The organism is Microbacterium oleivorans NBRC 103075, assembly GCF_001552475.1.
In the GTDB taxonomy this organism is placed as follows: Bacteria; Actinomycetota; Actinomycetes; order Actinomycetales; family Microbacteriaceae; genus Microbacterium; species Microbacterium oleivorans.
Map to the genome: position 1 here is coordinate 76,141 of NZ_BCRG01000002.1, position 21,458 is coordinate 97,598.

At 67.9% G+C, this 21,458-nt stretch carries 23 protein-coding genes; 16 read left to right on the forward strand and 7 right to left on the reverse strand.

Features of this window, described 5'->3' with window-relative positions; translation table 11 throughout:
• The 5 genes from leuD (at window position 1) to MO1_RS02945 (ending at window position 4,912) form a co-directional block, all read left to right on the forward strand.
• Window positions 1–597, forward strand: a complete 597-nt coding sequence (gene leuD / locus MO1_RS02925; RefSeq protein ID WP_036309243.1) for a 3-isopropylmalate dehydratase small subunit — start codon at window positions 1–3, stop codon at window positions 595–597.
• A gap of 66 nt (window positions 598–663) precedes the next feature.
• Complete coding sequence (murA, locus tag MO1_RS02930; RefSeq protein WP_060915181.1) at window positions 664–2,028, forward strand: UDP-N-acetylglucosamine 1-carboxyvinyltransferase; 1,365 nt, start codon at window positions 664–666, stop codon at window positions 2,026–2,028.
• Window positions 2,028–2,795, forward strand: coding sequence for a lysophospholipid acyltransferase family protein (locus MO1_RS02935; protein ID WP_174520537.1), 768 nt, complete (start codon window positions 2,028–2,030; stop codon window positions 2,793–2,795). Before murA ends, MO1_RS02935 begins: the two co-directional genes overlap by 1 nt.
• A complete protein-coding gene (locus MO1_RS02940; protein WP_174520538.1) occupies window positions 2,770–3,933 on the forward strand; it encodes an NAD(P)H-dependent glycerol-3-phosphate dehydrogenase in 1,164 nt (387 codons plus the stop codon). The genes MO1_RS02935 and MO1_RS02940 overlap by 26 nt, the downstream gene beginning before the upstream one ends.
• Window positions 3,833–4,912 carry a D-alanine--D-alanine ligase family protein gene (locus tag MO1_RS02945; protein WP_081416921.1) on the forward strand — a complete coding sequence of 360 codons (1,080 nt, stop codon included), beginning with the start codon at window positions 3,833–3,835 and terminating at the stop codon, window positions 4,910–4,912. Before MO1_RS02940 ends, MO1_RS02945 begins: the two co-directional genes overlap by 101 nt.
• A 3-nt stretch (window positions 4,913–4,915) precedes the next feature.
• Here MO1_RS02945 and MO1_RS02950 read toward each other — a convergent pair whose 3' ends face one another.
• Window positions 4,916–5,392, reverse strand: a complete 477-nt coding sequence (locus MO1_RS02950; protein WP_060915182.1) for a DUF3515 family protein — start codon at window positions 5,390–5,392, stop codon at window positions 4,916–4,918.
• Window positions 5,393–5,414: 22 nt separating this feature from the next.
• On the opposite strand from MO1_RS02950, the gene thiL reads away from it, so the two are divergent.
• Window positions 5,415–6,386, forward strand: coding sequence for a thiamine-phosphate kinase (thiL, locus tag MO1_RS02955; RefSeq protein ID WP_060915183.1), 972 nt, complete (start codon window positions 5,415–5,417; stop codon window positions 6,384–6,386).
• On the opposite strand, the gene rsmD is transcribed toward thiL, so the two are convergent.
• The gene (gene rsmD, locus MO1_RS02960; protein ID WP_036309229.1) at window positions 6,356–6,958 is read right to left on the reverse strand and encodes a 16S rRNA (guanine(966)-N(2))-methyltransferase RsmD; all 603 of its coding nucleotides are present in this window, start codon (window positions 6,956–6,958) and stop codon (window positions 6,356–6,358) included. The genes thiL and rsmD overlap by 31 nt on opposite strands.
• A gap of 44 nt (window positions 6,959–7,002) precedes the next feature.
• On the opposite strand from rsmD, the gene MO1_RS02965 reads away from it, so the two are divergent.
• The 6 genes from MO1_RS02965 to mutM are packed head-to-tail and all read left to right on the forward strand — an operon-like array spanning window position 7,003 to window position 12,128.
• A complete protein-coding gene (locus MO1_RS02965; protein ID WP_036309228.1) occupies window positions 7,003–9,150 on the forward strand; it encodes an ATP-dependent DNA helicase RecG in 2,148 nt (715 codons plus the stop codon).
• Between the two features lie 42 nt (window positions 9,151–9,192).
• Window positions 9,193–9,690 carry a pantetheine-phosphate adenylyltransferase gene (coaD, locus tag MO1_RS02970; RefSeq protein ID WP_060915184.1) on the forward strand — a complete coding sequence of 166 codons (498 nt, stop codon included), beginning with the start codon at window positions 9,193–9,195 and terminating at the stop codon, window positions 9,688–9,690.
• A 56-nt stretch (window positions 9,691–9,746) separates the two neighbouring features.
• Complete coding sequence (locus MO1_RS02975) at window positions 9,747–10,304, forward strand: YceD family protein (protein WP_036309482.1); 558 nt, start codon at window positions 9,747–9,749, stop codon at window positions 10,302–10,304.
• A 2-nt stretch (window positions 10,305–10,306) separates the two neighbouring features.
• Window positions 10,307–10,516 carry a 50S ribosomal protein L32 gene (rpmF, locus tag MO1_RS02980; RefSeq protein WP_019179169.1) on the forward strand — a complete coding sequence of 70 codons (210 nt, stop codon included), beginning with the start codon at window positions 10,307–10,309 and terminating at the stop codon, window positions 10,514–10,516.
• Window positions 10,517–10,526: 10 nt separating this feature from the next.
• Window positions 10,527–11,219: a ribonuclease III gene (gene rnc, locus MO1_RS02985; RefSeq protein WP_036309224.1), complete on the forward strand. Its 693-nt coding sequence runs from the start codon at window positions 10,527–10,529 to the stop codon at window positions 11,217–11,219.
• 6 nt (window positions 11,220–11,225) lie between these two features.
• A complete protein-coding gene (mutM, locus tag MO1_RS02990; RefSeq protein WP_060915185.1) occupies window positions 11,226–12,128 on the forward strand; it encodes a bifunctional DNA-formamidopyrimidine glycosylase/DNA-(apurinic or apyrimidinic site) lyase in 903 nt (300 codons plus the stop codon).
• Here mutM and MO1_RS02995 read toward each other — a convergent pair.
• Window positions 12,125–13,213, reverse strand: a complete 1,089-nt coding sequence (locus MO1_RS02995) for a GNAT family N-acetyltransferase (protein WP_060915186.1) — start codon at window positions 13,211–13,213, stop codon at window positions 12,125–12,127. The genes mutM and MO1_RS02995 overlap by 4 nt on opposite strands.
• Before the next feature lie 60 nt (window positions 13,214–13,273).
• Window positions 13,274–13,531, reverse strand: a complete 258-nt coding sequence (locus tag MO1_RS03000) for a hypothetical protein (RefSeq protein WP_036309218.1) — start codon at window positions 13,529–13,531, stop codon at window positions 13,274–13,276.
• Between the two features lie 421 nt (window positions 13,532–13,952).
• On the opposite strand from MO1_RS03000, the gene smc reads away from it, so the two are divergent.
• The 4 genes from smc (at window position 13,953) to MO1_RS03020 (ending at window position 19,312) form a co-directional block, all read left to right on the forward strand.
• Window positions 13,953–17,456, forward strand: a complete 3,504-nt coding sequence (smc, locus tag MO1_RS03005) for a chromosome segregation protein SMC (protein ID WP_060915187.1) — start codon at window positions 13,953–13,955, stop codon at window positions 17,454–17,456.
• Window positions 17,457–17,557: 101 nt separating this feature from the next.
• Window positions 17,558–17,872 carry an excalibur calcium-binding domain-containing protein gene (locus tag MO1_RS03010; RefSeq protein WP_036309214.1) on the forward strand — a complete coding sequence of 105 codons (315 nt, stop codon included), beginning with the start codon at window positions 17,558–17,560 and terminating at the stop codon, window positions 17,870–17,872.
• A 22-nt stretch (window positions 17,873–17,894) separates the two neighbouring features.
• A complete protein-coding gene (ftsY, locus tag MO1_RS03015; protein ID WP_060915188.1) occupies window positions 17,895–18,767 on the forward strand; it encodes a signal recognition particle-docking protein FtsY in 873 nt (290 codons plus the stop codon).
• Window positions 18,768–18,811: 44 nt separating this feature from the next.
• Window positions 18,812–19,312, forward strand: coding sequence for a DUF2004 domain-containing protein (locus tag MO1_RS03020; RefSeq protein ID WP_036309210.1), 501 nt, complete (start codon window positions 18,812–18,814; stop codon window positions 19,310–19,312).
• A gap of 4 nt (window positions 19,313–19,316) precedes the next feature.
• On the opposite strand, the gene MO1_RS03025 is transcribed toward MO1_RS03020, so the two are convergent.
• The 3 genes from MO1_RS03025 to lipB form a co-directional block, all read right to left on the reverse strand.
• A complete protein-coding gene (locus MO1_RS03025; RefSeq protein WP_060915189.1) occupies window positions 19,317–19,643 on the reverse strand; it encodes a hypothetical protein in 327 nt (108 codons plus the stop codon).
• Between the two features lie 131 nt (window positions 19,644–19,774).
• Window positions 19,775–20,770: a lipoyl synthase gene (lipA, locus tag MO1_RS03030; RefSeq protein ID WP_060915190.1), complete on the reverse strand. Its 996-nt coding sequence runs from the start codon at window positions 20,768–20,770 to the stop codon at window positions 19,775–19,777.
• Window positions 20,767–21,408: a lipoyl(octanoyl) transferase LipB gene (gene lipB / locus MO1_RS03035; RefSeq protein WP_060915191.1), complete on the reverse strand. Its 642-nt coding sequence runs from the start codon at window positions 21,406–21,408 to the stop codon at window positions 20,767–20,769. The genes lipA and lipB overlap by 4 nt, the downstream gene beginning before the upstream one ends.
• Between the last annotated feature and the right edge of the window lie 50 nt (window positions 21,409–21,458).

A 21,458-nucleotide genomic window follows, 5' to 3' on the forward strand; every position in this document is an offset into this window, starting at 1 on the left:
ATGGACAAGTTCACCCGCCACACCGGCGTCGGCGTGCCGCTGAAGCGCTCCGCCGTCGACACCGACCAGATCATCCCCGCGGTCTACCTCAAGCGCGTTACCAAGACGGGCTTCGAGGACGCACTGTTCGCCAACTGGCGGCAGGACCCCGAGTTCATCCTCAACCAGGATGCCTACCGCGGCGCATCCGTCCTCGTCGCCGGCCCCGACTTCGGCACCGGCTCGAGCCGCGAGCACGCTGTCTGGGCGTTGCGCGATTTCGGATTCCGCGTTGTTCTCAGCACCAAGTTCGCCGACATCTTCCGCGGGAACTCGGGCAAGCAGGGCCTCGTCACCGGGGTCGTCACCGAGGTTGTCCTCGAGGCGATCTGGGCGGCTCTCGAAGCCGAACCCGGCCGTGAGGTCACGGTCGATCTCGAGACACGGACAGTGCAGGTCGGCGACCTCCAGGCCTCGTTCGACATCGACGATTACACTAGGTGGCGGCTTCTCGAAGGGCTCGACGACATCGGGCTCACCCTGCGTAGCGAACATCAGATCGCACAATTCGAGGCGCGCCGCGAGGCGTGGCGGCCGCGGACGCTCCCCGTCCGCTGATCGGCCAGTGCCCCGCACAACGGGGCCGTCCACGCTTCCTCGACACCAGTAATGAGGTCCCATCCCATGAACACACTTCTCAGCGACTCCGCGTCGACCCCCGCCAGCGGCGGCAGCAACGGTCAGACGCTCCGGATCCGCGGCGGACGACCGCTGCGCGGCCGGGTCGAGGTGAAGGGGGCGAAGAACCTCGCCACGAAGGCGATGGTCGCCGCCCTTCTGGGTGAGACCGCCAGCATCCTGCGTGACGTTCCGGACATCAGCGACGTCCACGTGGTGCGCTCGCTCCTCGAGGTCCACGGCGTCCGCGTCGAGGACCTCGAGGACGGCGTGCTCCGGCTCGACCCGAGCGGCGCCGTCTCGGCGCACATGGAGGAGATCGACGCCCACGCCGGCGCCTCCCGCATCCCGATCCTGTTCTGCGGTCCGCTGCTGCATCTTCTCGGTCAGGCGTTCATCCCCGACCTGGGGGGATGCCGCATCGGCGATCGCCCGATCGACTTCCACCTCGATGCGCTCCGCTCGTTCGGCGCCATCGTCGACAAGCTGCCCAGCGGCATCCGTCTCTCCGCACCCGACGGCCTGCACGGCGCCAACATCGAGCTGCCGTACCCGAGCGTGGGCGCGACGGAGCAGGTCCTCCTGACCGCTGTCCGCGCCAAGGGCACGACCGAGCTCCGCAACGCCGCGATCGAGCCCGAGATCATGGACCTGATCGCCGTCCTGCAGAAGATGGGGGCGATCATCTCCTACGAGCCCAACCGGGTGATCTTCATCGAGGGCGTCGAGTCCCTCCGCGGCTACGACCACCGCGCGATCTTCGACCGCAACGAGGCAGCCTCGTGGGCAGCTGCCGCGCTCGCGACCGACGGCGACATCTTCGTCGGCGGCGCGAAGCAGCAGGAGATGCTCACCTTCCTCAACGTCTTCCGTAAGGTCGGCGGCGATTTCGACATCGCCGAGGACGGCATCCGCTTCCGCCGTGGCGGTCCGTTGAAGCCCGTCATGGTCGAGACCGACGTGCACCCGGGCTTCATGACCGACTGGCAGCAGCCGCTCATCGTCGCCCTCACGCAGGCCGAGGGCGAGTCCGTCGTTCACGAGACGGTGTACGAGAACCGCCTCGGGTTCACGCGTGCCCTCGTCCAGATGGGCGCCGACATCGTCGTGCACCCCGACGGCATCGCGAGCTCGGATCGCCGCGTGCCGCGCCGCGCCCTCGAGCAGGCGGCGGTCATCAACGGTCCGACGCCGCTCCACGGTGCCGACGTCGTCGTCCCCGACCTCCGCGGTGGATACTCCTACGTCATCGCCGCCCTGGCTGCAGAAGGCGAGTCGACCGTGCGCAATATCGGGATCATCCGTCGTGGCTACGAGAAGTTCCTCGAGAAGCTGACCGACGTCGGCGCCGACTTCGACGTCACGGAGTGATGCGGGTGAGCCCCCGTCGCCGGGCATCGGCCGAGAAGACGCGTCCGAGTGTCTTCTGGCCGGCTGCCATGATCGTGATCCCTGCCACGGCGTGGTTCGCCAAGATCGAGATCGAGGGGGCGGAGAACCTTCCTCTCGAGGGGCCCTACGTTCTGGCACCGAACCACTACAGCGAATTCGACCCGGTGATCGTCGCTGTCGCCACCTGGCGGATGGGGCGTGCTCCGCGGTTCATGGCGAAGGAGAGCCTGTTCAAGGTTCCCGTCCTGGGATGGCTGCTGCGCGCGACGGGCATGATTCCGGTGGCGCGGGCATCCAACTCCGCCGCCGCGAAGCAGACGATGGCGCAGTCCAATGCGCTCGTCGCCGCTCAGAGCGGCGTCATCGTCTACCCCGAGGGTTCCCTCACCCGGGACCCCGACATGTGGCCCATGCGCGGGAAGACCGGCGCGGTGCGGCTCGCGCTCGCCCCGGAAGAGACCCTCCCGGTCATCCCCGTGGCCACGTGGGGAGTTCAGGAGATCCTTCCCCGCTACGGGCGGCTCCGCCTCTGGCCCCCGCGTCGTCGGATCCGCGTGCTCGTCGGACCCCCGGTCGACCTGTCGTCGTACACCGACACGACGCCCGGAACGCTGATCGCTGCGACGGACGCCATCATGCGCGACATCTCCATTCTGCTCGGTCGCCTCCGCGGCGAAGAGCCCCCGGCGGAGCGGTGGAATCCCGCGAAGCACGGACAGAATGAAACGGGTCGACTTGACTCCTAAGGAAGCGCCGCGTCGCGACGTCACCGGCCCCCGCGTCGCCGTGCTCGGCTCCGGGAGCTGGGGGACGACATTCGGGAAGGTCCTCGCCGATGGCGGCGCGGACGTCATGATGTGGGCTCGTCGGGCTGAACAGGCTCACGAGATCCGTGAGGGCAAGCGGAACACGCAGTACCTCCCCGGCATCAACCTCCCGCGGGGACTGTCCGCCACGCACCACCTCGCCGAGGCGCTCGACGGTGCGACGCAGGTGTACATCGCGATCTCCAGCCAGGCGCTCCGGCAGAACTTGAAGGCCGTTCGCCCCCTCATCGGCACCAGTGACGTCCCCGTCGTCTCGCTCATGAAGGGCGTCGAGAAGAAGACCGGACTCCGGATGAGTCAGGTCCTCGAGCAGGAGCTGCACTGCGATCCCGATCGGATCGCGGTGGCATCCGGTCCGAACCTCGCCCTCGAGATCGCGCGGCAGCATCCCACCGCTGCCGTCATCTCGTCGTCGAGCCAGGAGACCGCAGAAGCGGTGGCGCGTCTCGCGCGCAACCGCTACTTCCGGACTTTTGTCAACACGGACGTGATCGGCACGGAATTCGGCGGTGTCCTGAAGAACCTCATCGCTGTCGCGATCGGCATCGTCGACGGCGTCGGCTACGGCGAGAACACGAAGGCGTCGATCATCACGCGCGGTCTGGTCGAGATGACCGACTTCGCGGTGGCTCAGGGTGCCCGTCCGGAGACGTTGCAGGGGTTGGCCGGACTCGGCGACCTGATCGCGACGTGTCAGTCGCCCCTGAGCCGCAACAACACCGCTGGCCGCCTGCTCGGGCAGGGGTACAGCTTCACCGAGGTCGTCAAGCAGATGGATCAGACGGCCGAAGGGCTCGCGTCCGTCGCTCCCGTGCTGCAGCTGGCGAAAGCCGCCGGCGTACAGATGCCGATCGTCGAGCAGGTCAAAATGGTGCTCGACGGCACGATGAACCCGCGCGACATCGCACCGCATCTGACGACGGATGACGACGAGCCCACCGAGGAGAGGACTCAGAATGGTTCAGGCGGCAGTGGTTCTGCTTTTCGGCGGGCGCTCCAGCGAGCATTCGATCAGTTCCGCCACGGCGGGCGGGGTGCTGCGGGCGATCGATCGTGACCGTTACCGCGTGATCCCCGTCGGGATCACGCGCGAAGGTGCCTTCGTCCTGGAGGACGACGATCCCGACAAGTTCGCGCTCGACCCCGAGCGGCTCCCGGAGGTCGTCGACAACGGCACGCGCATCGTGTGGCCGGACTCCACCGCTCATCGGACGCTCTCCGTCCGTCGCCCCGACGGGACTGTGGAGTCTCTCGGCGACATCGATGTGGTGTTTCCCATCCTCCACGGCCGCTTCGGCGAGGATGGCACGGTGCAGGGCTTCCTGGAGCTGCTCGACCTGCCGTACGTGGGCGCCGGTCTTCTCATGTCGGCGATCGGCATGGACAAGCACACGACGAAGAGCGTGCTCCGCGCGGCGGGTGTTCCCGTCGTGCCGTGGGTCACTCTGACGCGTGCTGCCCTCGAACGTGATGACGACCTCTGGCGCCGTCGCGTCCGTGCCCTCGGTCTGCCCGTCTTCGTGAAGCCCGCTCGGGCCGGCTCGAGCGTCGGGGTGTCGAAGGTCTCGGAGTGGGACGAGTTGGATGCCGCCCTCGACGTCGCCTTCGCCGAGGACACCAGCGTCCTCGTCGAGCAGGCCGTGACGGGCCGCGAGGTCGAGTGCGGCGTCCTGCAGGCACGCGACGGCGGCGATCCCCGCGTCAGCGTCGCGGGGGAGATCGTAGTCAGTGGACGGGACTTCTACGATTTCGAGGCGAAGTACCTGGGGGCGCCCGGGATCGACCTCGTCTGCCCTGCGGACCTGCACGACGGGGAACTCCGGGAGATGCAGCGGATCGCGGCGCAGGCGTTCGAGGCCGTCGGTGGTCAGGGATTGTCCCGTGTCGACTTCTTCTTCACGGGAACCGAATTCTTCGTCAACGAGGTCAACACGATGCCGGGGTTCACCCCGATCTCGATGTTCCCCACCTGCTGGATCCAGAGCGGCGTGAGCTACCCGGACCTCATCACCGAGCTGATCGAACTCGCCCGCTGAGGCTCAGGGCTGCGTCTCGGTCGGGGCCACGCATTTGGCCGTGGTCTCGAACCGCTTGGTGATCAGTCGGCTCACGGCCGAGACCGGTCCACTCGACGAGACGGCGTCGTAATCGATGATGAGTTGCACTGCAGGGACGCGTCCGTACGTCGAGATCCGGTAGAGGGGCGCACGCGAATCGTCGACGACCCAGTCGACGCCGTCGACGGTGAAACACGGCAGAGTCGTCGGGCCGAGCGGCTTCTCTCCGCACGCGAACTGGACGGTCGTGGGGTCACCCCAGGCGGCCGTGGATTGCGCATCGGTCCAGCGCCGCTGCTGGTCGCCCATCACGTCCGGAAGCAGGACCATCACCTGCGCACACCGCGGGTCGTCGGCCTGAGGCGGCGTGTCGACCGCGACGGTGGACGAGCAGCCCGAGAGGGCGGCGACACCGGCCACGATCAGGGCGAGCGCGGCGGTCCAACGGATTCGGGGCATCGCTCCAGGCTACCGTGGACGCATGGGTGAGCTCCGTGTGCGCGACGTGTCCGAGAAGGACTTGCTGGCCCGCATCCTGCGTGTGCTGAGCCCGGCGTCACGAGCCGAGGTCGGGCCCGGCGACGACGCCGCCGTCCTGGCTGTGCCGGGGGGACGAATCGTCGCAACGACCGACACGCTCGTTCACGGTCCCGACTTCCGACTCGCCTGGACGTCCGCCTACGATCTCGGTTACAAGGCCGCCGCCGTCAACGTCGCAGACGTCGCGGCGATGGGCGCCCGACCCACCGCTCTCCTCGTGGCTCTCGCGCTTCCCGAGTCGCTCCCCGCCTCGTTCGTCGACCATCTCGCGACGGGATTCCGGGACGCCCTGGCCGAGCTCGCGCCGGGGTGCGCGGTGGAGGGTGGGGACCTCACGGTCTCGGACACCCTGACCGTCGCCGTCACCGCGCTCGGTGTCCTCGACGGTGTCGAGCCGGTCCTTCGGTCGGGCGCGCGTCCCGGCGACGAGGTCGCCGTCGCGGGGGAGCTCGGCGCAGCGGCTCGGGGGCTCGGCATTCTCTTCCGTCGTTTCCGGGATGCCGACGGCACACCCGTCGTCGTGTCGACCGACGCCCTGTCGCCCGCGGAGCGCCACGACATCGACGCGCAGCTGCGCCCTCGGCCGCCCGTCGAGCTCGGCGTCGTCGCCGCGCGCGCCGGTGCCACGGCGCTCATGGACATCTCCGATGGTCTCCTGCTCGATTCGTCACGGATCGCGGATGCGTCCGGGGTGACGATCTCCCTCGACGCCGACCTCGACGATGCTGCGCTGACGGGGGGAGAGGACCATGCCCTGCTGGCGTGTTTCCCTGCAGGCATGGCGCCGCCTGCGTTCGAGGTCATCGGACGGGTGCGGGAGCGCGGCGAGACCGCCGTGCTCGTGAAGGGGGCGGTGCGCGAGGACCGCGGCGGATGGGATCCCTACGCCGACTGGGACTCGACGCTCGGCTGAGGCGGAGCCCCGGCATCCGCTGGGCTGAGCCACCATACGGTCGTGTCACCGTATTTCTTGGCGCGGTCGACGACGAGACCGTCCGGCAGGGCGGGGTCGCCGGAGCGGGTGGCCCGCTCGAGGACCACGATGGCTTCGTCGGACAGGCGTGGCACGAGGAGCCCGAGAGTCGCCTCGACCTCGGCATCCGGCATGTCGTAAGGCGGGTCGACGAACACCAGGTCGAACGACGCGGCGGCGGCCCGGAGGAATCCCTCCGCTGCGGCCCGATGAACGGTGAGCCGACGCCCGGGAAGGCTCCGGGCGACGGCGCGGACGTTGCGCTCGATGATGGACGCCGCCCGCGGCGCCCTCTCGACGAGATCGGCCGACGCCGCCCCGCGGCTGACGGCTTCGAGTCCGAGAGCCCCAGAGCCTGCGTAGAGGTCCAGAACGGTCGCATCGCGGATGAGATCCGCCGCTTCAAGCGCCCCGAAGAGCGACTCGCGCACACGCTCGCTCGTGGGACGCGTGCCGGCGCTCGGTACGGCGAGGGGCAGCGATCCTGCCGCGCCCGCAATGATCCTCGTCACCCCGCCACGATAGCCGCGTCGGCGGGCGCTCTTAGACTCATCCCATGCCGTCGCACTCGCTGGATACGCCGCTCCTGGATGCGGTGGGCGAGACGCTCGCGAAAGGTCTGCGCCGCGCGTTCCACATGACGACGGTGGGCGACCTGCTCGCCCACTACCCGCGCCGCTACGCGAACCACGGCGAGCTGACCCCGATCGCCGACCTCCCGCTCGGCGAACTGGTCACGATCGTCGCAGAGGTGCGCTCCGCGTCGACTCGATCCATGCGGGGCCGCCGCGGCGAGCTCGTGGAGGTCATCATCGGCGACGGCCAGGGCACGATGTCCCTCACGTTCTTCGGCCAGGCATGGCGCTTGAAGGATCTGCGTGCGGGTCGGCAGGGGATCTTCTCCGGGAAGGTGGGGGAGTACCGGGGTCAGAAGCAGCTGACTCATCCCGATTACGAGCTCTTCGACGATGAGGGTACGGCCCGACTGACGGCCGAGGCGTGGCGGACGCTCCCCATCCCGATCTATCCGGCGACCAGCACGTTCTCCAGCTGGCAGGTGAAGCGCTGCGTCGACCAGGTGCTTCCTGGTCTGACCGGTGTGCCCGAACCGCTCCCCGACGCATTCCGGCGGGAGCAGGGTCTTCTCGACGCCACGACCGCCCTCGCGCGGATCCATGCACCCACGACCTTCGATGAGATCGACCCGGCCCGCGAAACCCTCCGCATGCACGAGGCCTTCGTGCTGCAGGCGGCGCTTCTGCAGCAGCGGCAGTCGGTGCGGATGATGGAGGCGACCGCGCGTCCGGCGGGTGAGCTGCTGGCTCGTTTCGATGCGGCGCTCCCGTTCGATCGCACGCCCGACCAGGTGGGGGTCGGCGATCGCATCGCCGCCGATCTCGTCGCTCCATGGCCGATGAACCGCCTCGTCCAAGGTGAGGTGGGTTCGGGCAAGACCCTCGTCGCGCTCCGAGCGATGCTGCAGGTGGCCCAGTCCGGTGGGCAGTCAGCCCTCATCGCCCCCACCGAGGTCCTCGCTGCCCAGCACGTCCGCTCCATGGCGCGCATGCTCGGGCCGGAGCTCGCGCCCGAGCTCATGCCCACGCTGCTGACCGGCCAGTTGTCGACCGCCGAGCGCCGGCGTGCGGCACTGCGCGTCGCCTCCGGGCAGGCCCGCATTGTGATCGGCACGCACGCGCTGCTGAGCCAGTCCACGACCTTCGCCGACCTCGGTCTGGTCGTCGTCGACGAGCAGCATCGATTCGGGGTCGATCAGCGTGAGACGCTCCGGGCGAAGGGCAGCTCCCCGCACGTTCTCGTGCTCACGGCGACACCGATCCCGCGGACCGTCGCGATGACGGTCTTCGGTGATCTCGACGTCTCTACGATCCGCACGATGCCGGGCGGTCGCGCCGGTATCTCGAGCTTCGTGGCGCCGGTGGGCGAAAAGCCGGCCTGGTTCGCCCGGGTGTGGGAACGCGTCGCGGAAGAGGTCCGTCTGGGACGTCAGGCGTTCGTCGTGTGCCCGGCGATCGACGCCTCGACGGATGCCGACGACGACGAGCTGCCGGAGGGCGAAGAGCCGGGCAAGACCCGCTGGGGCGTCGTCCAGGCGGCGGCTCTGTTGGCGGGGCATCCCGATTTCCGCGACATCCGCGTCGAGATCCTCCACGGCAAGATGCCCGGTGACGAGAAGGATGCCGTCATGCAGGCGTTCGCCCGCGGGGACATCGACGTGCTGGTCGCCACGACAGTGGTGGAGGTGGGCGTCGACGTGCCGAACGCGTCGACGATGGTGATCCTCGAGGCGGATCGGTTCGGGGTGTCGCAGTTGCACCAGCTCCGCGGGCGTGTCGGTCGAGGATCCGTTCCCGGCCTCTGCCTCCTGGTGACCGAGGCCGACCCGTTCACGCCGGCTCGGCAACGCGTCGAGGCCGTCGCGGCGACGACGGACGGCTTCGAGCTGGCCGAGGTGGACCTCGACCTGCGCGGTGAGGGCGACGTCCTGGGCGACGCTCAGTCTGGTGTTCGTTCTTCGTTGCGCCTCCTTCGCGTCGTGGCCGACGCCGACCTCATCGCGACGGCTCGCGCCGAAGCGGAGCAGCTCCTCGCCGAGGATCCCACCCTCGCCCGCACGCCGGGTCTCGCGGCAGCCATCGCCGGGCGCGTGAGCCAGCGGGAGCGCGCCGCGCTGGGCAAGAACTGAGCCGAGGCGCAGCGCGGGCGTTCTGTCATTAGGCTCATCGACATGAACAACCGGATCGCGGTGGTGCCAGGCTCGTTCGATCCGCCGACGTTGGGGCACCTCGACGTCATTCGGCGCGCCGCGGCCCTCTACGACCAGCTGCACGTCCTGGTCGTGCACAACCCCGGCAAAGAGGCGATGCTGCCCATCGCACAGCGACTCACCCTGCTGGAGCAGTCGATCGCCGAGGGTGACATCGAGGGCGACGTCGTCGTCGCCGCATGGAGCGTCGGCCTGCTGGTGGACTACGCCACCGACGTCAACGCGGGCGTACTGGTGAAGGGGATCCGTTCACAGGTGGATGTCGCCTACGAAACGCCCATGGCGATCGTGAACCGCCACCTCGCGCACGTCGAGACGGTCTTCCTGCTCCCCGACCCGGCACACGCGCTGGTGTCGAGTTCGCTCGTTCGACAGGTGGCATCCCTCGGGGGAGACGTGTCCCCCTTCGTGCCCGGTCCTGTGGCGCGATTCCTCGACACGGCGGCCGGCGCAGCCTGAACCGGCCCAGCCCGGCCTGGGCACGCGTACGATGGACGACCGTGGTCAGAAAGCGCGTGAGTGGTCCCTTCGTCCTTCCCGTTAGGGACATCCTTCGAGCTCCCGGAGAGATGAGGGAGTTCGAGCTGACGGTGCCCGCCCCCGAGAAGTGGGGCGAGGGTTTAGCGTGGGTCGACAAGGGCTCCGACGTCGAGGTCGACGTGCGACTCGAGTCGGTGCACGAGGGGATTCTCGTGACGGCGGAGACCGTCACCACTTACGAGGCGCAGTGCAGTCGGTGCCTCGTGGACCTGACACACCCGCTCGAAGTCGAGTTTCAAGAGCTCTTCGGGTATTCTGGGGACGAAGCGACCGACTTCCAGGTTCAAGACGACCACGTGGATCTTGAAACTGGCATCAGGGATGCGATCGTCCTGTCGCTTCCGTTCCAACCGGTGTGTCAGCCGGATTGCCCCGGACTTGATCCGTCTACGGGCGAGAGGCTGACCGGAGCAGCGGTACAGGAAACCCAGATCGACCCGCGCTGGACTGCGCTGGCCGCCTTGTCGGCCCAAACCCCAGACCACGACGGCGAGGCAATACGCCCCGCCGCCGACGACACAGAGAAGAGCTGACCATGGCAGGTAACCCCCCGAAGCGGAAGGTCTCCCGCTCCAACACCCGTTCGCGTCGCGCGCAGTGGAAGGCTGAGGCCCCCACGCTCGTCAAGACCATCGAGAACGGCAAGGTCGTCTACAGCCGTCCCCACCAGGCGAAGGTCGTCACCGACTCGCAGGGCACGGAGCTGTTCCTCGAGTACAAGGGCCGCAAGGTCGCCGACGTCTGATCGACGCGTCATGACTGACGCTGTCACCGATCACTCGGTGCTCACACACAAGCTCGGGGTCGACATCGACCCCGAGCTTGTGTCGCTTGCACTCACTCACCGTTCGTACGCCTACGAGAACGGCGGGATCGCCCACAACGAGCGTTTGGAGTTCCTTGGGGACTCCATTCTCGGCATGGCCGTCACCGTCCACCTCTACCGAACGCATCCGGACCTCGACGAGGGGTCTCTGGCGAAACGGCGAGCGAGCGTCGTGTCGACGGTTGCTCTCGCGGAAGTGGCCCGCAGCATGGGCCTCGGCGCCCACCTGCGGCTGGGACGCGGTGAGGACCAGACCGGCGGACGCGACAAGGACTCGATCCTCGCCGACACGACCGAAGCTCTCATCGGCGCTGCCTATCTGTCCGCAGGCATCGACGAGGCGACCGCGCTCGTGCTCCGGCTGGTGTCTCCGTTGATGGCCGACCCAGAGCGCTACGGCGCGGCGATGGACCCCAAGACTGCTTTGCAGGAACTCGCCGCACGATCGGGACTCCCGGTCCCGTCGTACAGCGTGGAGGCCGAAGGCCCCGACCATCACCGCGTCTTCACGGCGACGGTCGCCGTGGGCGATGTCGCGCGCAGCGGTCGCGGTTCGAGCAAGAAGCAGTCCGAGATGGTCGCTGCCCTCGCGGTGTGGCGCGAACTGTCCGCGCAGGCGTGAGCCCTGATGCCCGAACTCCCTGAGGTCGAGGTCGTGCGCGCGGGCCTCGCGCCGGCACTCGCGGGCTCTCGGATCGATGCCGTCACGGTCCTCGACTCCCGGGCTCTCACGCGGCATGGGGGTACGGCGGCCGACTTCGAGGCCCGGCTGACCGGTCGCCGAGTGGACGCTGTCGTTCGCCGGGGCAAGTTCCTGTGGATGCCGCTGGCTGATGTCAACGTTCGCACTGAGGCGATCGTGGGCCACCTCGGTATGAGCGGTCAGATGCTGCTGCGCGCCTCGGGTGCGCCTGAGATCCGACACGAACGCGTCCGTTTCGATGTCCGGCATCCGGTTCACGGAGACGTCGCAATGGTGTTCGTCGACCAGCGGACCTTCGGCTCACTCGCGATCGACACGCTGGAGCGGACCGTCGACGGGGCAGCAGGCGGCTGGGGCAGCGAGGATGCCTCCGTGCCCTCCCAAGTCGCCCACATCGCCCGCGATCCCCTCGATCCGGCTTTCGACGTGAAAGCGTTCCGTGGGGCGTTGGGGCGCTCACGGTCAGCGATCAAGCGGGTCCTTCTCGACCAGACGGTCGTGAGCGGGATCGGCAACATCTACGCGGACGAGTCGCTGTGGGCGGCGCGCCTTCACCCCGAACGCCCCGCCGAAGACATCCCGGTTCGCGCCGTCGGTCAGCTCCTCAGCGAGATCCGCGCGGTGCTGCAGAAAGCCCTCGCCGAGGGAGGGACGAGTTTCGATGCCCAGTACGTCAACGTCAACGGACAAGCGGGATACTTCGCCCATTCCCTCAACGCCTACGGCCGGACGGGGGAGCCGTGCCCGCGATGCGGCACGCCGATCGTGCGAGTCAGCTTCACGAACCGATCGAGTCATTACTGCCCGCGGTGCCAACGCCGGCGTTAGTCCAGGACCTTCTTCCACGCACCGATGTAGGCCGCAGGCACGAACCCCATCGCCTCGTTGATGCTCAGCATCGGGCGATTCTCTTCGGCGTTCCAGGTGATGATCCGCGTCGAATCCGGTGCGACCTCGCGCCAGCGGAGGATGCCGGCGCACTTGATCAGCTGCCCGAGTCGATGGCCCCGGTGCTCGCGGAGGACCAGCGTGTCCATCTGCTGGGTCGTAGCCGTGGGATCGGCTCCCGAGCACAGCTCCGTGAACGCGACGACGGCCCCGGATTCCTCGTGCACGGCGGCAGTGACCAGGACGGTCTGACCGGCATCGATGTAGCGAGCGTCATGGCGCGCGAGACGCTCGACGTCCCACTTTTCCTCGTCCACCTCCAGGCCGGCTGCGGGGGCATCGGTCGACATCCGCGACTTGGCCCACGCGAAACTCTCGCGGTACTGCTCGGGGGTGGGCAGCATCCATTGCTCCACGCGGTATCCAGCCGCGTGACCCGTGGCGTCTGCGAACAGGGAGCGGACGGTGTCGAGGGACCCGTCCAGATCGAGGACACTCTTTCGATCGACTTGCTCGAGGGTATGGCCCTGTCGCAGGTAATAGCGCGCCGGCCCGTCGAGAGGAATCTCGCCGAATCCCGTCGGGGCGGGCAGCCGGGTGATCTCCGCGCCCACTGGCGGTTCGGGGTGCTCAGCCCAGGACTGCAGGACTGAACGCCCGGCGGAGCGGGCTGTCGCTTCGATGACCGAGTACACGTCGCCGCCGATACCGCGACCCTGCACTCTCTCGAGGAGTTCGACCATCCAGTAGGCGACCTGAGAGTCTTCTTCTGCCGGCAGGTCGACGATCACCCGGCCGACCACATTGCCATCGACGAGCACGATCCAGCACCGCTTGTCGTTGTCGGGGTTCTCCTGGAAATGCGGCAGAAGCTGCGACGCGGTGGCCGTTTCATCGTCGTTCGCGCTGATCTCGCGGTAGATCTCGTTGCGGACCTCGACCATCGCGAGGAAGTCGGCAGCGTCCGGTGCGTCGGGAGTTGCCGGAATGGTGAGCGGTCGGAGCTCGTACGGTGCGGTCGTCATGGTGTTCTCCTGAAACTGGTGGGTGCGGGGGCTTCGACGCGGTCGCAGCCCCCGCGGGTGTCATCGGCGCGGAACGAGGAGCGCACGGCGGCGGTCCCACTCGGCTTCCCGTGCGTCGCGCGCGAGGCGCTCGCGACGGCGGGCGTCGATCTCTTCGCGGTCGGTGCCGGGCCGCGTGCTCCAGAGAAGCAGGGCCAGGGCCAGACGCAAAGCGAGTCGGTCGATGAACGTTTGACGGGCGGTGATGCGCGTCGGGGTGGGATGCTGCAGCGCGGCGATGACCGCCGTGGTGCGCTGCGGCGCGGTGAGAGTGCGCATGAGTGATCTCTTTCGATCGTTGCAGTGGAGTGCCGCGGGCGCGGCGTGAGATCGTGCCGCAGCACGAGAGAGCACGACCGTGTGCAGGGCTGAACGCCCGGCGACGACGGGTGGTGAGGACGGGATCAGTCCGGGGCATGGCGATGCGCTGCCGTCAGATGACGGAGCTCACCTACGGGCGGGTTAGCGCCCGGTGTGAGCGCGGGTTTGCGCTGCCGCGACGAAGGAGACGGTCCCCAGGGCGAACGGGAACGCAGTGAACGCTGCTCCGGTTGGCGTGATGTCGGTAATCATGTCGGGGACCTCCTTTCTCAGACTTCTGACGCGAGCCCCGACACTAGCGTCGCCCCGGGCGCGCCGTCAAGTGGCGCGGACGCTTCGTCCGATAGCGTGGACGCGACGTCGATCCCGGAGGGTCCCCATGCACTTGAAGAGCGTGACGCTCAAGGGGTTCAAATCCTTCGCCCAGCCGACGACGTTCGCCCTCGAGCCGGGCGTGACCTGCATCGTCGGCCCCAACGGATCGGGCAAATCGAACGTCGTCGATGCGCTCGCGTGGGTCATGGGCGAACAGGGTGCCAAAACGCTCCGCGGCGGCAAGATGGAGGACGTCATCTTCGCCGGCACAGCGACGCGCGGACCGCTCGGTCGGGCTGAGGTCCAGTTGACGATCGACAACGCCGACGGCGTCCTGCCGATCGAGTACAGCGAAGTGACGATCAGCCGGACGCTGTTCCGCAACGGCTCGAGCGAGTACGCCATCAACGGCGAGACATGCCGGCTTCTCGACGTCCAGGAACTCCTCAGCGATTCGGGGCTGGGCCGAGAGATGCACGTCATCGTCGGACAGGGACGCCTCGACACGGTCCTGCAGGCGAGTCCCGAGGATCGCCGCGGATTCATCGAAGAAGCTGCTGGCATCCTCAAGCACCGCCGTCGCAAGGAGAAGACCCTGCGAAAGCTCGAAGCGATGGAGGCCAACCTCACCCGACTCAGCGATCTCGCCGGTGAGCTGCGACGTCAACTGAAGCCGCTCGGAAAGCAGGCGGAGATCGCACGCGAAGCGGCGACGATCGCCGCCGTGGTCCGGGATGCGAGGGCACGACTGTATGCGGACGAGTTGGCGCGCCTGCGCGGTGAATTGGCGGACCACTCTCGTAACGAGCAGGAACGTCATGCCGAACGACTCGTCCTGCAGGACCGTGCCGACGGGTTCCGTCGCCGGATCGAGGAGCTCGAGAGCGATCAGCGGTCAGAGGCCGTCGACCGCGCGCGAGCAGTCACGTTCGAGCTCGGCCGTGTGCAGGAGCGACTTCGGGGACTCTATTCGCTCGCCGGACAGCGCCTGTCCCTGCTGGAAGACGACGCTCAGCCCACTGACGCAGGTGCGACGGTGACGCAGGCCGTCATCGACGAGGCCCGCGCGGAGATCGACGAGATCGGGTCCGGCCTCGGGACGGCGCAGGATGCCGCGGCTGCCGCCGCGAGGGATGTCATCCGGGCGCGCGCCGAGCTCGACGCGCTGGACACCGACATCGCGGCGCAGAGCGCGCTCGTCTCTGAGCACGACATGCGCCTCGCGTCGTTGCGCGGACGGTCGGAGGCGGCGGCATCCAAAGCGGAGGCTCTCCGCGCGGCAGTCGAGCGTCAGCAACGTGCCCTCGATGCGGCGGAGCAGCGCCGTGATGAGGCGCAAGAGGCTCTGACGAAGATCGCCCCCGCCGACGAGGGCCCGACCGATTCGGCCGAGGAATACTCGGCGTCGTACGAGCGCGCCCAGCGGGAGGCGTCGGAGTCCGAGGCCGAGGTGGGGTCGATCCGCGAGCGGCTCCACGCGGCGGAACGCGAACGCGAGTCGCTGTTGGCGGAGACCGCCGCGCTGGGGCGTGCTCTCGACGTCCGCAACGCCGCTGCTGCCGTCATCGATCGGGGGGGCGAGGGAATCCGCGGGATCGTCAGCGATGCGATCCGCGTAACCGCCGGTTACGAGGCAGCCATCGCCGCGGCGCTGGGTGCGCTCGCGGACGGGATACTCGTGGAGGATCTGGCGGCGGCCCGCGCGGTCATCGCGACGGCACGTGAGTACGATCTCGGATCCGTCGACATCGCTCTCGCGGAGGGGGCCGTCTTCGAACGGCCGACGCTGACGGGGGAGTGGACGTGGGCCGCCGAGGTGGTCGACGGACCGGCGGGAGTGCGCGCGGCTCTGGCGGGCATCGCGATCGCCGACGACATCGAGGCCGCCTACCAGGCATGCCGGAAAGTCACCGACACAGGTACCCGGTTGGTCATCGTGACCCGGGCCGGCGAGACAGTCACCTCGAGCACCGTGCGAGCCGGATCGGGCCAATCGCGCTCGCGCATCGAACTCTCCGCCGAGCGCGATGGAGCACGGGAAAGGCTCACCGAAGTCACCGTTGTGGCCGATTCCCTTCGCGAGGGACTCGCCGACGCGCAGTCGCGGTGGGATGCTGCCCGCCAGCGCACCCGCGACTCTCTGACCGCGCTTCGCGAACACGACTCGGCTCTCGCCGCACATGCGGAGCAGAAGAACCGGGCGATGGTTCGGCTGGAGTCCGCTGTCGCCGAATGCGAGCGGCTGGATGCGGGTCTGCGTCAGGCCGAGACCACTGCCCGTGAGGCCGACGCCGCCGCGCAGGCCGCGGGTGAGGCGTTCGCGTCGGTCGCAGACCTGCCGCGGCCGATCCTGGACGCGTCGGCGCGCGATGGTCTTCTCGATGCGCTCGAGGCCGCGCGAGCGCGCGAGATGGACACGCGCCTCGACGTCGAGACACTGCGCGAGCGCGTCCGAGCTGCGGAGGCGAGGGTGGCTCAGCTCGAGCGTCAGCGAGAGCGTGAGCGCGCGGCAGCCGAGGCGGCTGCGCGTCGTGCGGTCATCCGTCGCGCGCAACGAGCGGTCGCCTCCGAGGTCGTGAACGCGCTGCCACCCGTTCTCGACTCGATCGACCGGTCGACGGCTCAAGCGCGTGTGGAGCTGGAGCGCGCGGAGCAGACGCGGACAGCTCTCACCGCAGAGCTCGCAAAGCTCAGGCGCGAGGATGCGGGGGTCCGCGAACGGCTGACCCGGGTGACGGAATCCGTGCACGGGCTTGAGCTCCAGATGCACGAGAAGCGACTTCACGTGCAGAGTCTGCTTGACCGGGTTCATTCGGAACTCAGCCTCGATGAGCATATTCTTTTGACGGAATACGGTCCCGATGTTCCCCTACCGGGCACCGAGGGAGAGGACGCCAAGGCCTTCGACCGCGCCGCGCAGGCACGGCGCCTTCAGGAGGCGGAACGCAAGCTTGCACAGCTCGGCCGCGTGAACCCGCTCGCGCTGGAGGAGTTCGCGGCGCTCGAGCAACGGCACTCGTTCCTGACGGCGCAGCTCGACGACCTCGTGCGCACACGGACGGATCTCCTGACGATCATCGAAGAACTCGACGAGCGGATGCAGACGATTTTCCTCGCGGCATTCGAAGACACCAAGGTCGCCTTCGGGGAGGTCTTCCCGATCCTGTTCCCTGGCGGCACGGGATCGATTTCACTCACCGATCCGGAGCACCCGTTGACCACGGGGATCGATGTCTCCGTCCGGCCGGTCGGCAAGAAGATCGAACGGCTCTCGCTCCTCTCGGGAGGCGAGCGGTCGCTTGCTGCGGTCGCGCTTCTGACCGCGATCTTCAAGGCGCGACCGAGCCCGTTCTACATCCTCGACGAGGTGGAGGCCGCGCTGGATGACGCCAACCTCGGTCGCCTGCTGGGCGTGTTCGAGCAACTGCGGGAATCGAGCCAGCTCATCGTGATCACCCACCAGAAGCGGACGATGGAGATCGCAGACGCTCTGTACGGGGTCTCGATGCGTCAGGACGGTGTCTCTGCCGTGGTCGGACAGCGGGTCCGTGAGCGCGCCACCGCCTGAGTCCCGCGTCTGTGTACCCTGAGCGCGGGGGAACAGGTCGTTCCACGCGATCGACGGGGGTGGCAATGAAGGTTTCTGTGCGCACGGGAGTGCATCGGACGATGATGGTTGTGCTGGTGGCGGGAGCGCTCGCGATCGCACCCGCAGGATCGGCGTCGGCTGCTCCGACGCACTCGGCGTCGGTGAGTGCGTCGCGGGTCGCGCCGGCGGCGAAGCCGGTCATCAAGACGTTCGCCAACTGCACCGCGATGCACAAGGTGTACAAAGGCGGAGTCGCCAAGTCGGGCGTGAAGTACAACAAGGTGAACGGCAAGAACAAGGCTTTCAAAATCAAGCCGGCCATCTCCACGGCGCTCTACAACGCCAATAAGAAGATGGACCGCGACAAGGACGGCATCGCCTGCGAGAAGGGCTGACGCCGTCAACTAGCCTGAAGTCATGGCGGAGAGCTCCTGGTCCCTTGGTCGCGCGCTGCGTGGCATGTTCGTCAAGCCGACGATCGATGAGGACACGTGGGAGAACCTCGAAACCGCTCTCCTGACGGCGGACTTCGGTCCCGACATCACGGAACGCATCATCGCGGAGCTCCGTGAGAAGGTCGAGCGGTTCCGGACGACCGACCCCAAGGACCTGCAGCGGATGCTTCGCGAGACCCTCGAGGAGCACTTCGCCAAATTCGACACGACGCTTCACCTGAGTGAACGTCCGGCTGTCGTCCTCGTCGTCGGAGTGAACGGGGTCGGTAAGACGACGACGATCGGTAAGTTCGCCCATTACCTGCAGCGGTTCGGCCGGAGCGTCGTGGTCGGTGCCGCGGACACATTCCGCGCCGCGGCCGTCGACCAGCTCGCGACGTGGGCCGAGCGTGGCGGCGCCGCGATCGTCCGCCCGCAGCAAGAGGGCCAAGACCCGGCATCCGTCGCCTATCAGACGATCGATCACGCCATCCGGACGGGGACGGAGATCGTTCTTGTCGACACGGCTGGTCGTCTCCACACGAAGGCCGGGCTCATGGACGAGCTCACGAAGATCCGGCGAGTCATCGAGAAGCAAGCGCCCATCAGCGAGGTCCTCCTCGTCCTCGACGCGACGACGGGCCAGAACGGTGTCATGCAGGCCGCGGCGTTCCTCGAGCACGCCGGTGTCACCGGTCTCGTGTTGACGAAGCTCGACGGTTCCGCCCGAGGTGGGTTCGTCCTCGCCGTGCAGGAGCGCACCGGCATCCCGGTGAAGCTCCTCGGGCAGGGGGAGGGCATCGGCGATCTGACCGGTTTCACGCCCCATGTCTTCGCATCTGCGCTCGTCGATTGACGAGTCCGGTCGCGCGAGGCCCGGAAGGCTGGTTTCATTGACACATGGCGATCGAGCACGACTACTTCGGACTCTTGGAGTCCGGACCCGACGGGTCGATCTTCTGGTCGGAGGTCGTGGACTTCGGTGATCAGCGGGTGACCGTCGATCTCACGGCGCCCGACCAGGACGACGTCTCGATCGATGCTCTCGACGTAGCCGCCGCGATGATCGCCGCTCTGGAGACCATCGATCTGCGCGCCCGCAATGCCATGGTGTCGGAGCTCGATGACCGAACGAGCGAAGTCACCGAGTTCATCCTTCAGCAGCAGGAGATGCTGGGCGAAGACATCGAGGACCTTCTCGTCGACATCTCCGGCGACACCCACATGGACGTCATCCGCTCGCTGCAGCTGATGAGCATGACGATTCTCGCGGACGAGCACAGCGGCAAAGACCCCTTCGCCGTGCTCGAGTACGCGCTCGACCCGGATTCGACCGACGACGTCCTCTTGGTGAACCTGGACGTCGCCGGAGCGGTCCAGTCGGTGACCAGCGCGGACTAGGCGATCAGCCGCGCGTCGCGTGCGCCCAGTCGAGGGCGTCTCGCAGCGTGGCGAGGTCTCGGTACCACGTGCGGACCTCGACGCGGCAGCGGACCCGTTCGACGCGGGTGTCGTACTCGCCGCATTCCGCCAAGGCCTCCGAGTCCGTCGGCGGGTACTGGGCTGAGCCGTCGTAGTACTCGATCTCGAAGCCGTTCTCGGCACCTCCCGTCACCGAGACGACCGTGTCGGGCGCGGGTTCGGGGACCGGCTCAGACGCCGTCGCATGCGGAAGAACCGCCGCGGCGAAGGCCAATCCGACCGTGGCGGTGAGTGCAAGAGGGGTACGCATATCGCTCCTTCATCGGGATGCCGAACCACTCGGCATCCCGATGAAGGTAGAAGCGCGAGACCGCGGCGCTGAGCCCCGGAGCGAGTCCGGGGGAGGGATCGTGCGCACGGCAGCGTGGGGAGGAGTCGGCGTCACACCGCCTGGGCGAATCCCGCCTCGTCGGCCTCTTCCGCCAGGTGAGCGAGTGCAGGGGCGATGTCACGTCCTTTCGACCTCATCGACCGCGCCCACAGGCGACCGGCCCGGTAGGAGGAGCGCACGAGCGGTCCGGCGAGGACGCCGAGGAATCCGATCGACTCGGCGAGTTGGCGCAGTTCGATGAATTCCTGCGGCGTTACCCAGCGCGCGACGGGCAGGTGTCGGGGGGAGGGCCGGAGATACTGCGTCAGCGTGATGATGTCGGTGCCCGCGGAGTGCAGGTCCCTGAGCGCCTCCTCGATCTCGTGTCGTTCCTCGCCCATTCCGAGGATGAGGTTCGACTTCGTGATCAAGCCGGCATCGCGCGCCCGGGTGAGCACGCGCAGCGAACGGTCGTAACGGAAGGCGGGGCGGATCCGTTTGAAGATGCGGGGGACCGTCTCGACGTTGTGCGCGAAGACCTCCGGGCGCGATTCGAACACCACGTCGAGCAACTCCGGTTCCCCGTTGAAGTCCGTGGCGAGCAGTTCGACACCTGTGCCCGGGTTCGCGGCGTGGATCTGACGAACCGTCTCCGCGTTCAGCCATGCGCCGCCGTCGGGCAGGTCGTCGCGCGCGACGCAAGTGACCGTCGCGTATCGCAACCGCATCCGGGTGACGCTCTCTGCGACACGCCGAGGTTCGTCGGTGTCGTAATCGGCGGGCTTGCCGGTGTCGATCTGACAGAAGTCGCAGCGACGGGTGCACTGAGAGCCGCCGATGAGGAAGGTGGCCTCGCGGTCCTCCCAGCACTCGAAGATATTGGGGCAGCCCGCTTCCTGACAGACGGTGTGGAGTCCCTCGTCCTTCACCAGAGCCTGGAGTTCCTGATACTCGGGTCCCATCCGCGCCTTCGTCCGGATCCATTCCGGTTTGCGCTCGATGGGCGTCTGAGCGTTGCGGACCTCGAGGCGGAGCATCCGGCGGCCGTCCGGCGTCGAGGCACTCATGCGGCCGCCTCCGCACCGAACTCGTCAGCGAAGGCGTCCATCACGACAGGGAGGACATCGGCGGGGGCGAGGTCGCGCTCGAGAATGCTGCTCAGGGTCGTGACTCCCGCGTCGGTGATGCCGCACGGGACGATCCGTGAGAACGGCTCGAGCACGTTGTCGCAGTTCAGAGCGAACCCGTGCATCGTGACTCCGGACTGGACGCGAACGCCGATGGCGGCGACCTTCTCCGGGGATCCTCCGCGATCGACCCAGACCCCGCTGCGCCCGTCGACGCGCATGCCGTCGACGCCGAACGACTTCGTCACGCGGATGAGCACGTCTTCCAGGCGACGAACATGCGCGACGACATCCACCGGCTCAGCGAGGCGCACCAGCGGGTACCCCACGAGCTGTCCGGGACCGTGCCACGTGATCTTGCCGCCTCGGTCCACGTCGACAACCGGAGTGCCGTCCACGGGTCGTTCGTGCTGAGCGGTCCGAGCTCCTGCGGTGTAGACCGCCTCGTGTTCGAGCAGAAGCAGAGTGTCCCCCCGCCTGCCGTCGACGATTTGCGCGTGCAGGTCGCGCTGCAATGCCCACGCTTCCCGGTACGGGACCAAGTCGGGTGTGAGGCCGACCGTGCGGATCTCGATCACAAGAGCCTCCAGATGTCGTTGTTGGACTGCGTGCAACAATACGCCGCCAG

Coding starts and splice junctions, on each gene's coding strand:
- thiL (WP_060915183.1), top strand. CDS start 5,415: ATGGGTGAGCTCCGTGTGCGCGACGTGTCCGAGAAGGACTTGCTGGCC.
- MO1_RS02950 (WP_060915182.1), bottom strand. CDS start 5,392: ATGCCCCGAATCCGTTGGACCGCCGCGCTCGCCCTGATCGTGGCCGGT.
- MO1_RS02935 (WP_174520537.1), top strand. CDS start 2,028: ATGCGGGTGAGCCCCCGTCGCCGGGCATCGGCCGAGAAGACGCGTCCG.
- MO1_RS02945 (WP_081416921.1), top strand. CDS start 3,833: ATGGTTCAGGCGGCAGTGGTTCTGCTTTTCGGCGGGCGCTCCAGCGAG.
- mutM (WP_060915185.1), top strand. CDS start 11,226: ATGCCCGAACTCCCTGAGGTCGAGGTCGTGCGCGCGGGCCTCGCGCCG.
- ftsY (WP_060915188.1), top strand. CDS start 17,895: ATGGCGGAGAGCTCCTGGTCCCTTGGTCGCGCGCTGCGTGGCATGTTC.
- coaD (WP_060915184.1), top strand. CDS start 9,193: ATGAACAACCGGATCGCGGTGGTGCCAGGCTCGTTCGATCCGCCGACG.
- lipA (WP_060915190.1), bottom strand. CDS start 20,770: ATGAGTGCCTCGACGCCGGACGGCCGCCGGATGCTCCGCCTCGAGGTC.
- leuD (WP_036309243.1), top strand. CDS start 1: ATGGACAAGTTCACCCGCCACACCGGCGTCGGCGTGCCGCTGAAGCGC.
- MO1_RS02965 (WP_036309228.1), top strand. CDS start 7,003: ATGCCGTCGCACTCGCTGGATACGCCGCTCCTGGATGCGGTGGGCGAG.
- murA (WP_060915181.1), top strand. CDS start 664: ATGAACACACTTCTCAGCGACTCCGCGTCGACCCCCGCCAGCGGCGGC.
- MO1_RS02995 (WP_060915186.1), bottom strand. CDS start 13,213: ATGACGACCGCACCGTACGAGCTCCGACCGCTCACCATTCCGGCAACT.
- MO1_RS03010 (WP_036309214.1), top strand. CDS start 17,558: ATGATGGTTGTGCTGGTGGCGGGAGCGCTCGCGATCGCACCCGCAGGA.
- MO1_RS03025 (WP_060915189.1), bottom strand. CDS start 19,643: ATGCGTACCCCTCTTGCACTCACCGCCACGGTCGGATTGGCCTTCGCC.
- MO1_RS03000 (WP_036309218.1), bottom strand. CDS start 13,531: ATGCGCACTCTCACCGCGCCGCAGCGCACCACGGCGGTCATCGCCGCG.
- smc (WP_060915187.1), top strand. CDS start 13,953: ATGCACTTGAAGAGCGTGACGCTCAAGGGGTTCAAATCCTTCGCCCAG.
- MO1_RS02940 (WP_174520538.1), top strand. CDS start 2,770: ATGAAACGGGTCGACTTGACTCCTAAGGAAGCGCCGCGTCGCGACGTC.
- rnc (WP_036309224.1), top strand. CDS start 10,527: ATGACTGACGCTGTCACCGATCACTCGGTGCTCACACACAAGCTCGGG.
- MO1_RS03020 (WP_036309210.1), top strand. CDS start 18,812: ATGGCGATCGAGCACGACTACTTCGGACTCTTGGAGTCCGGACCCGAC.
- rpmF (WP_019179169.1), top strand. CDS start 10,307: ATGGCAGGTAACCCCCCGAAGCGGAAGGTCTCCCGCTCCAACACCCGT.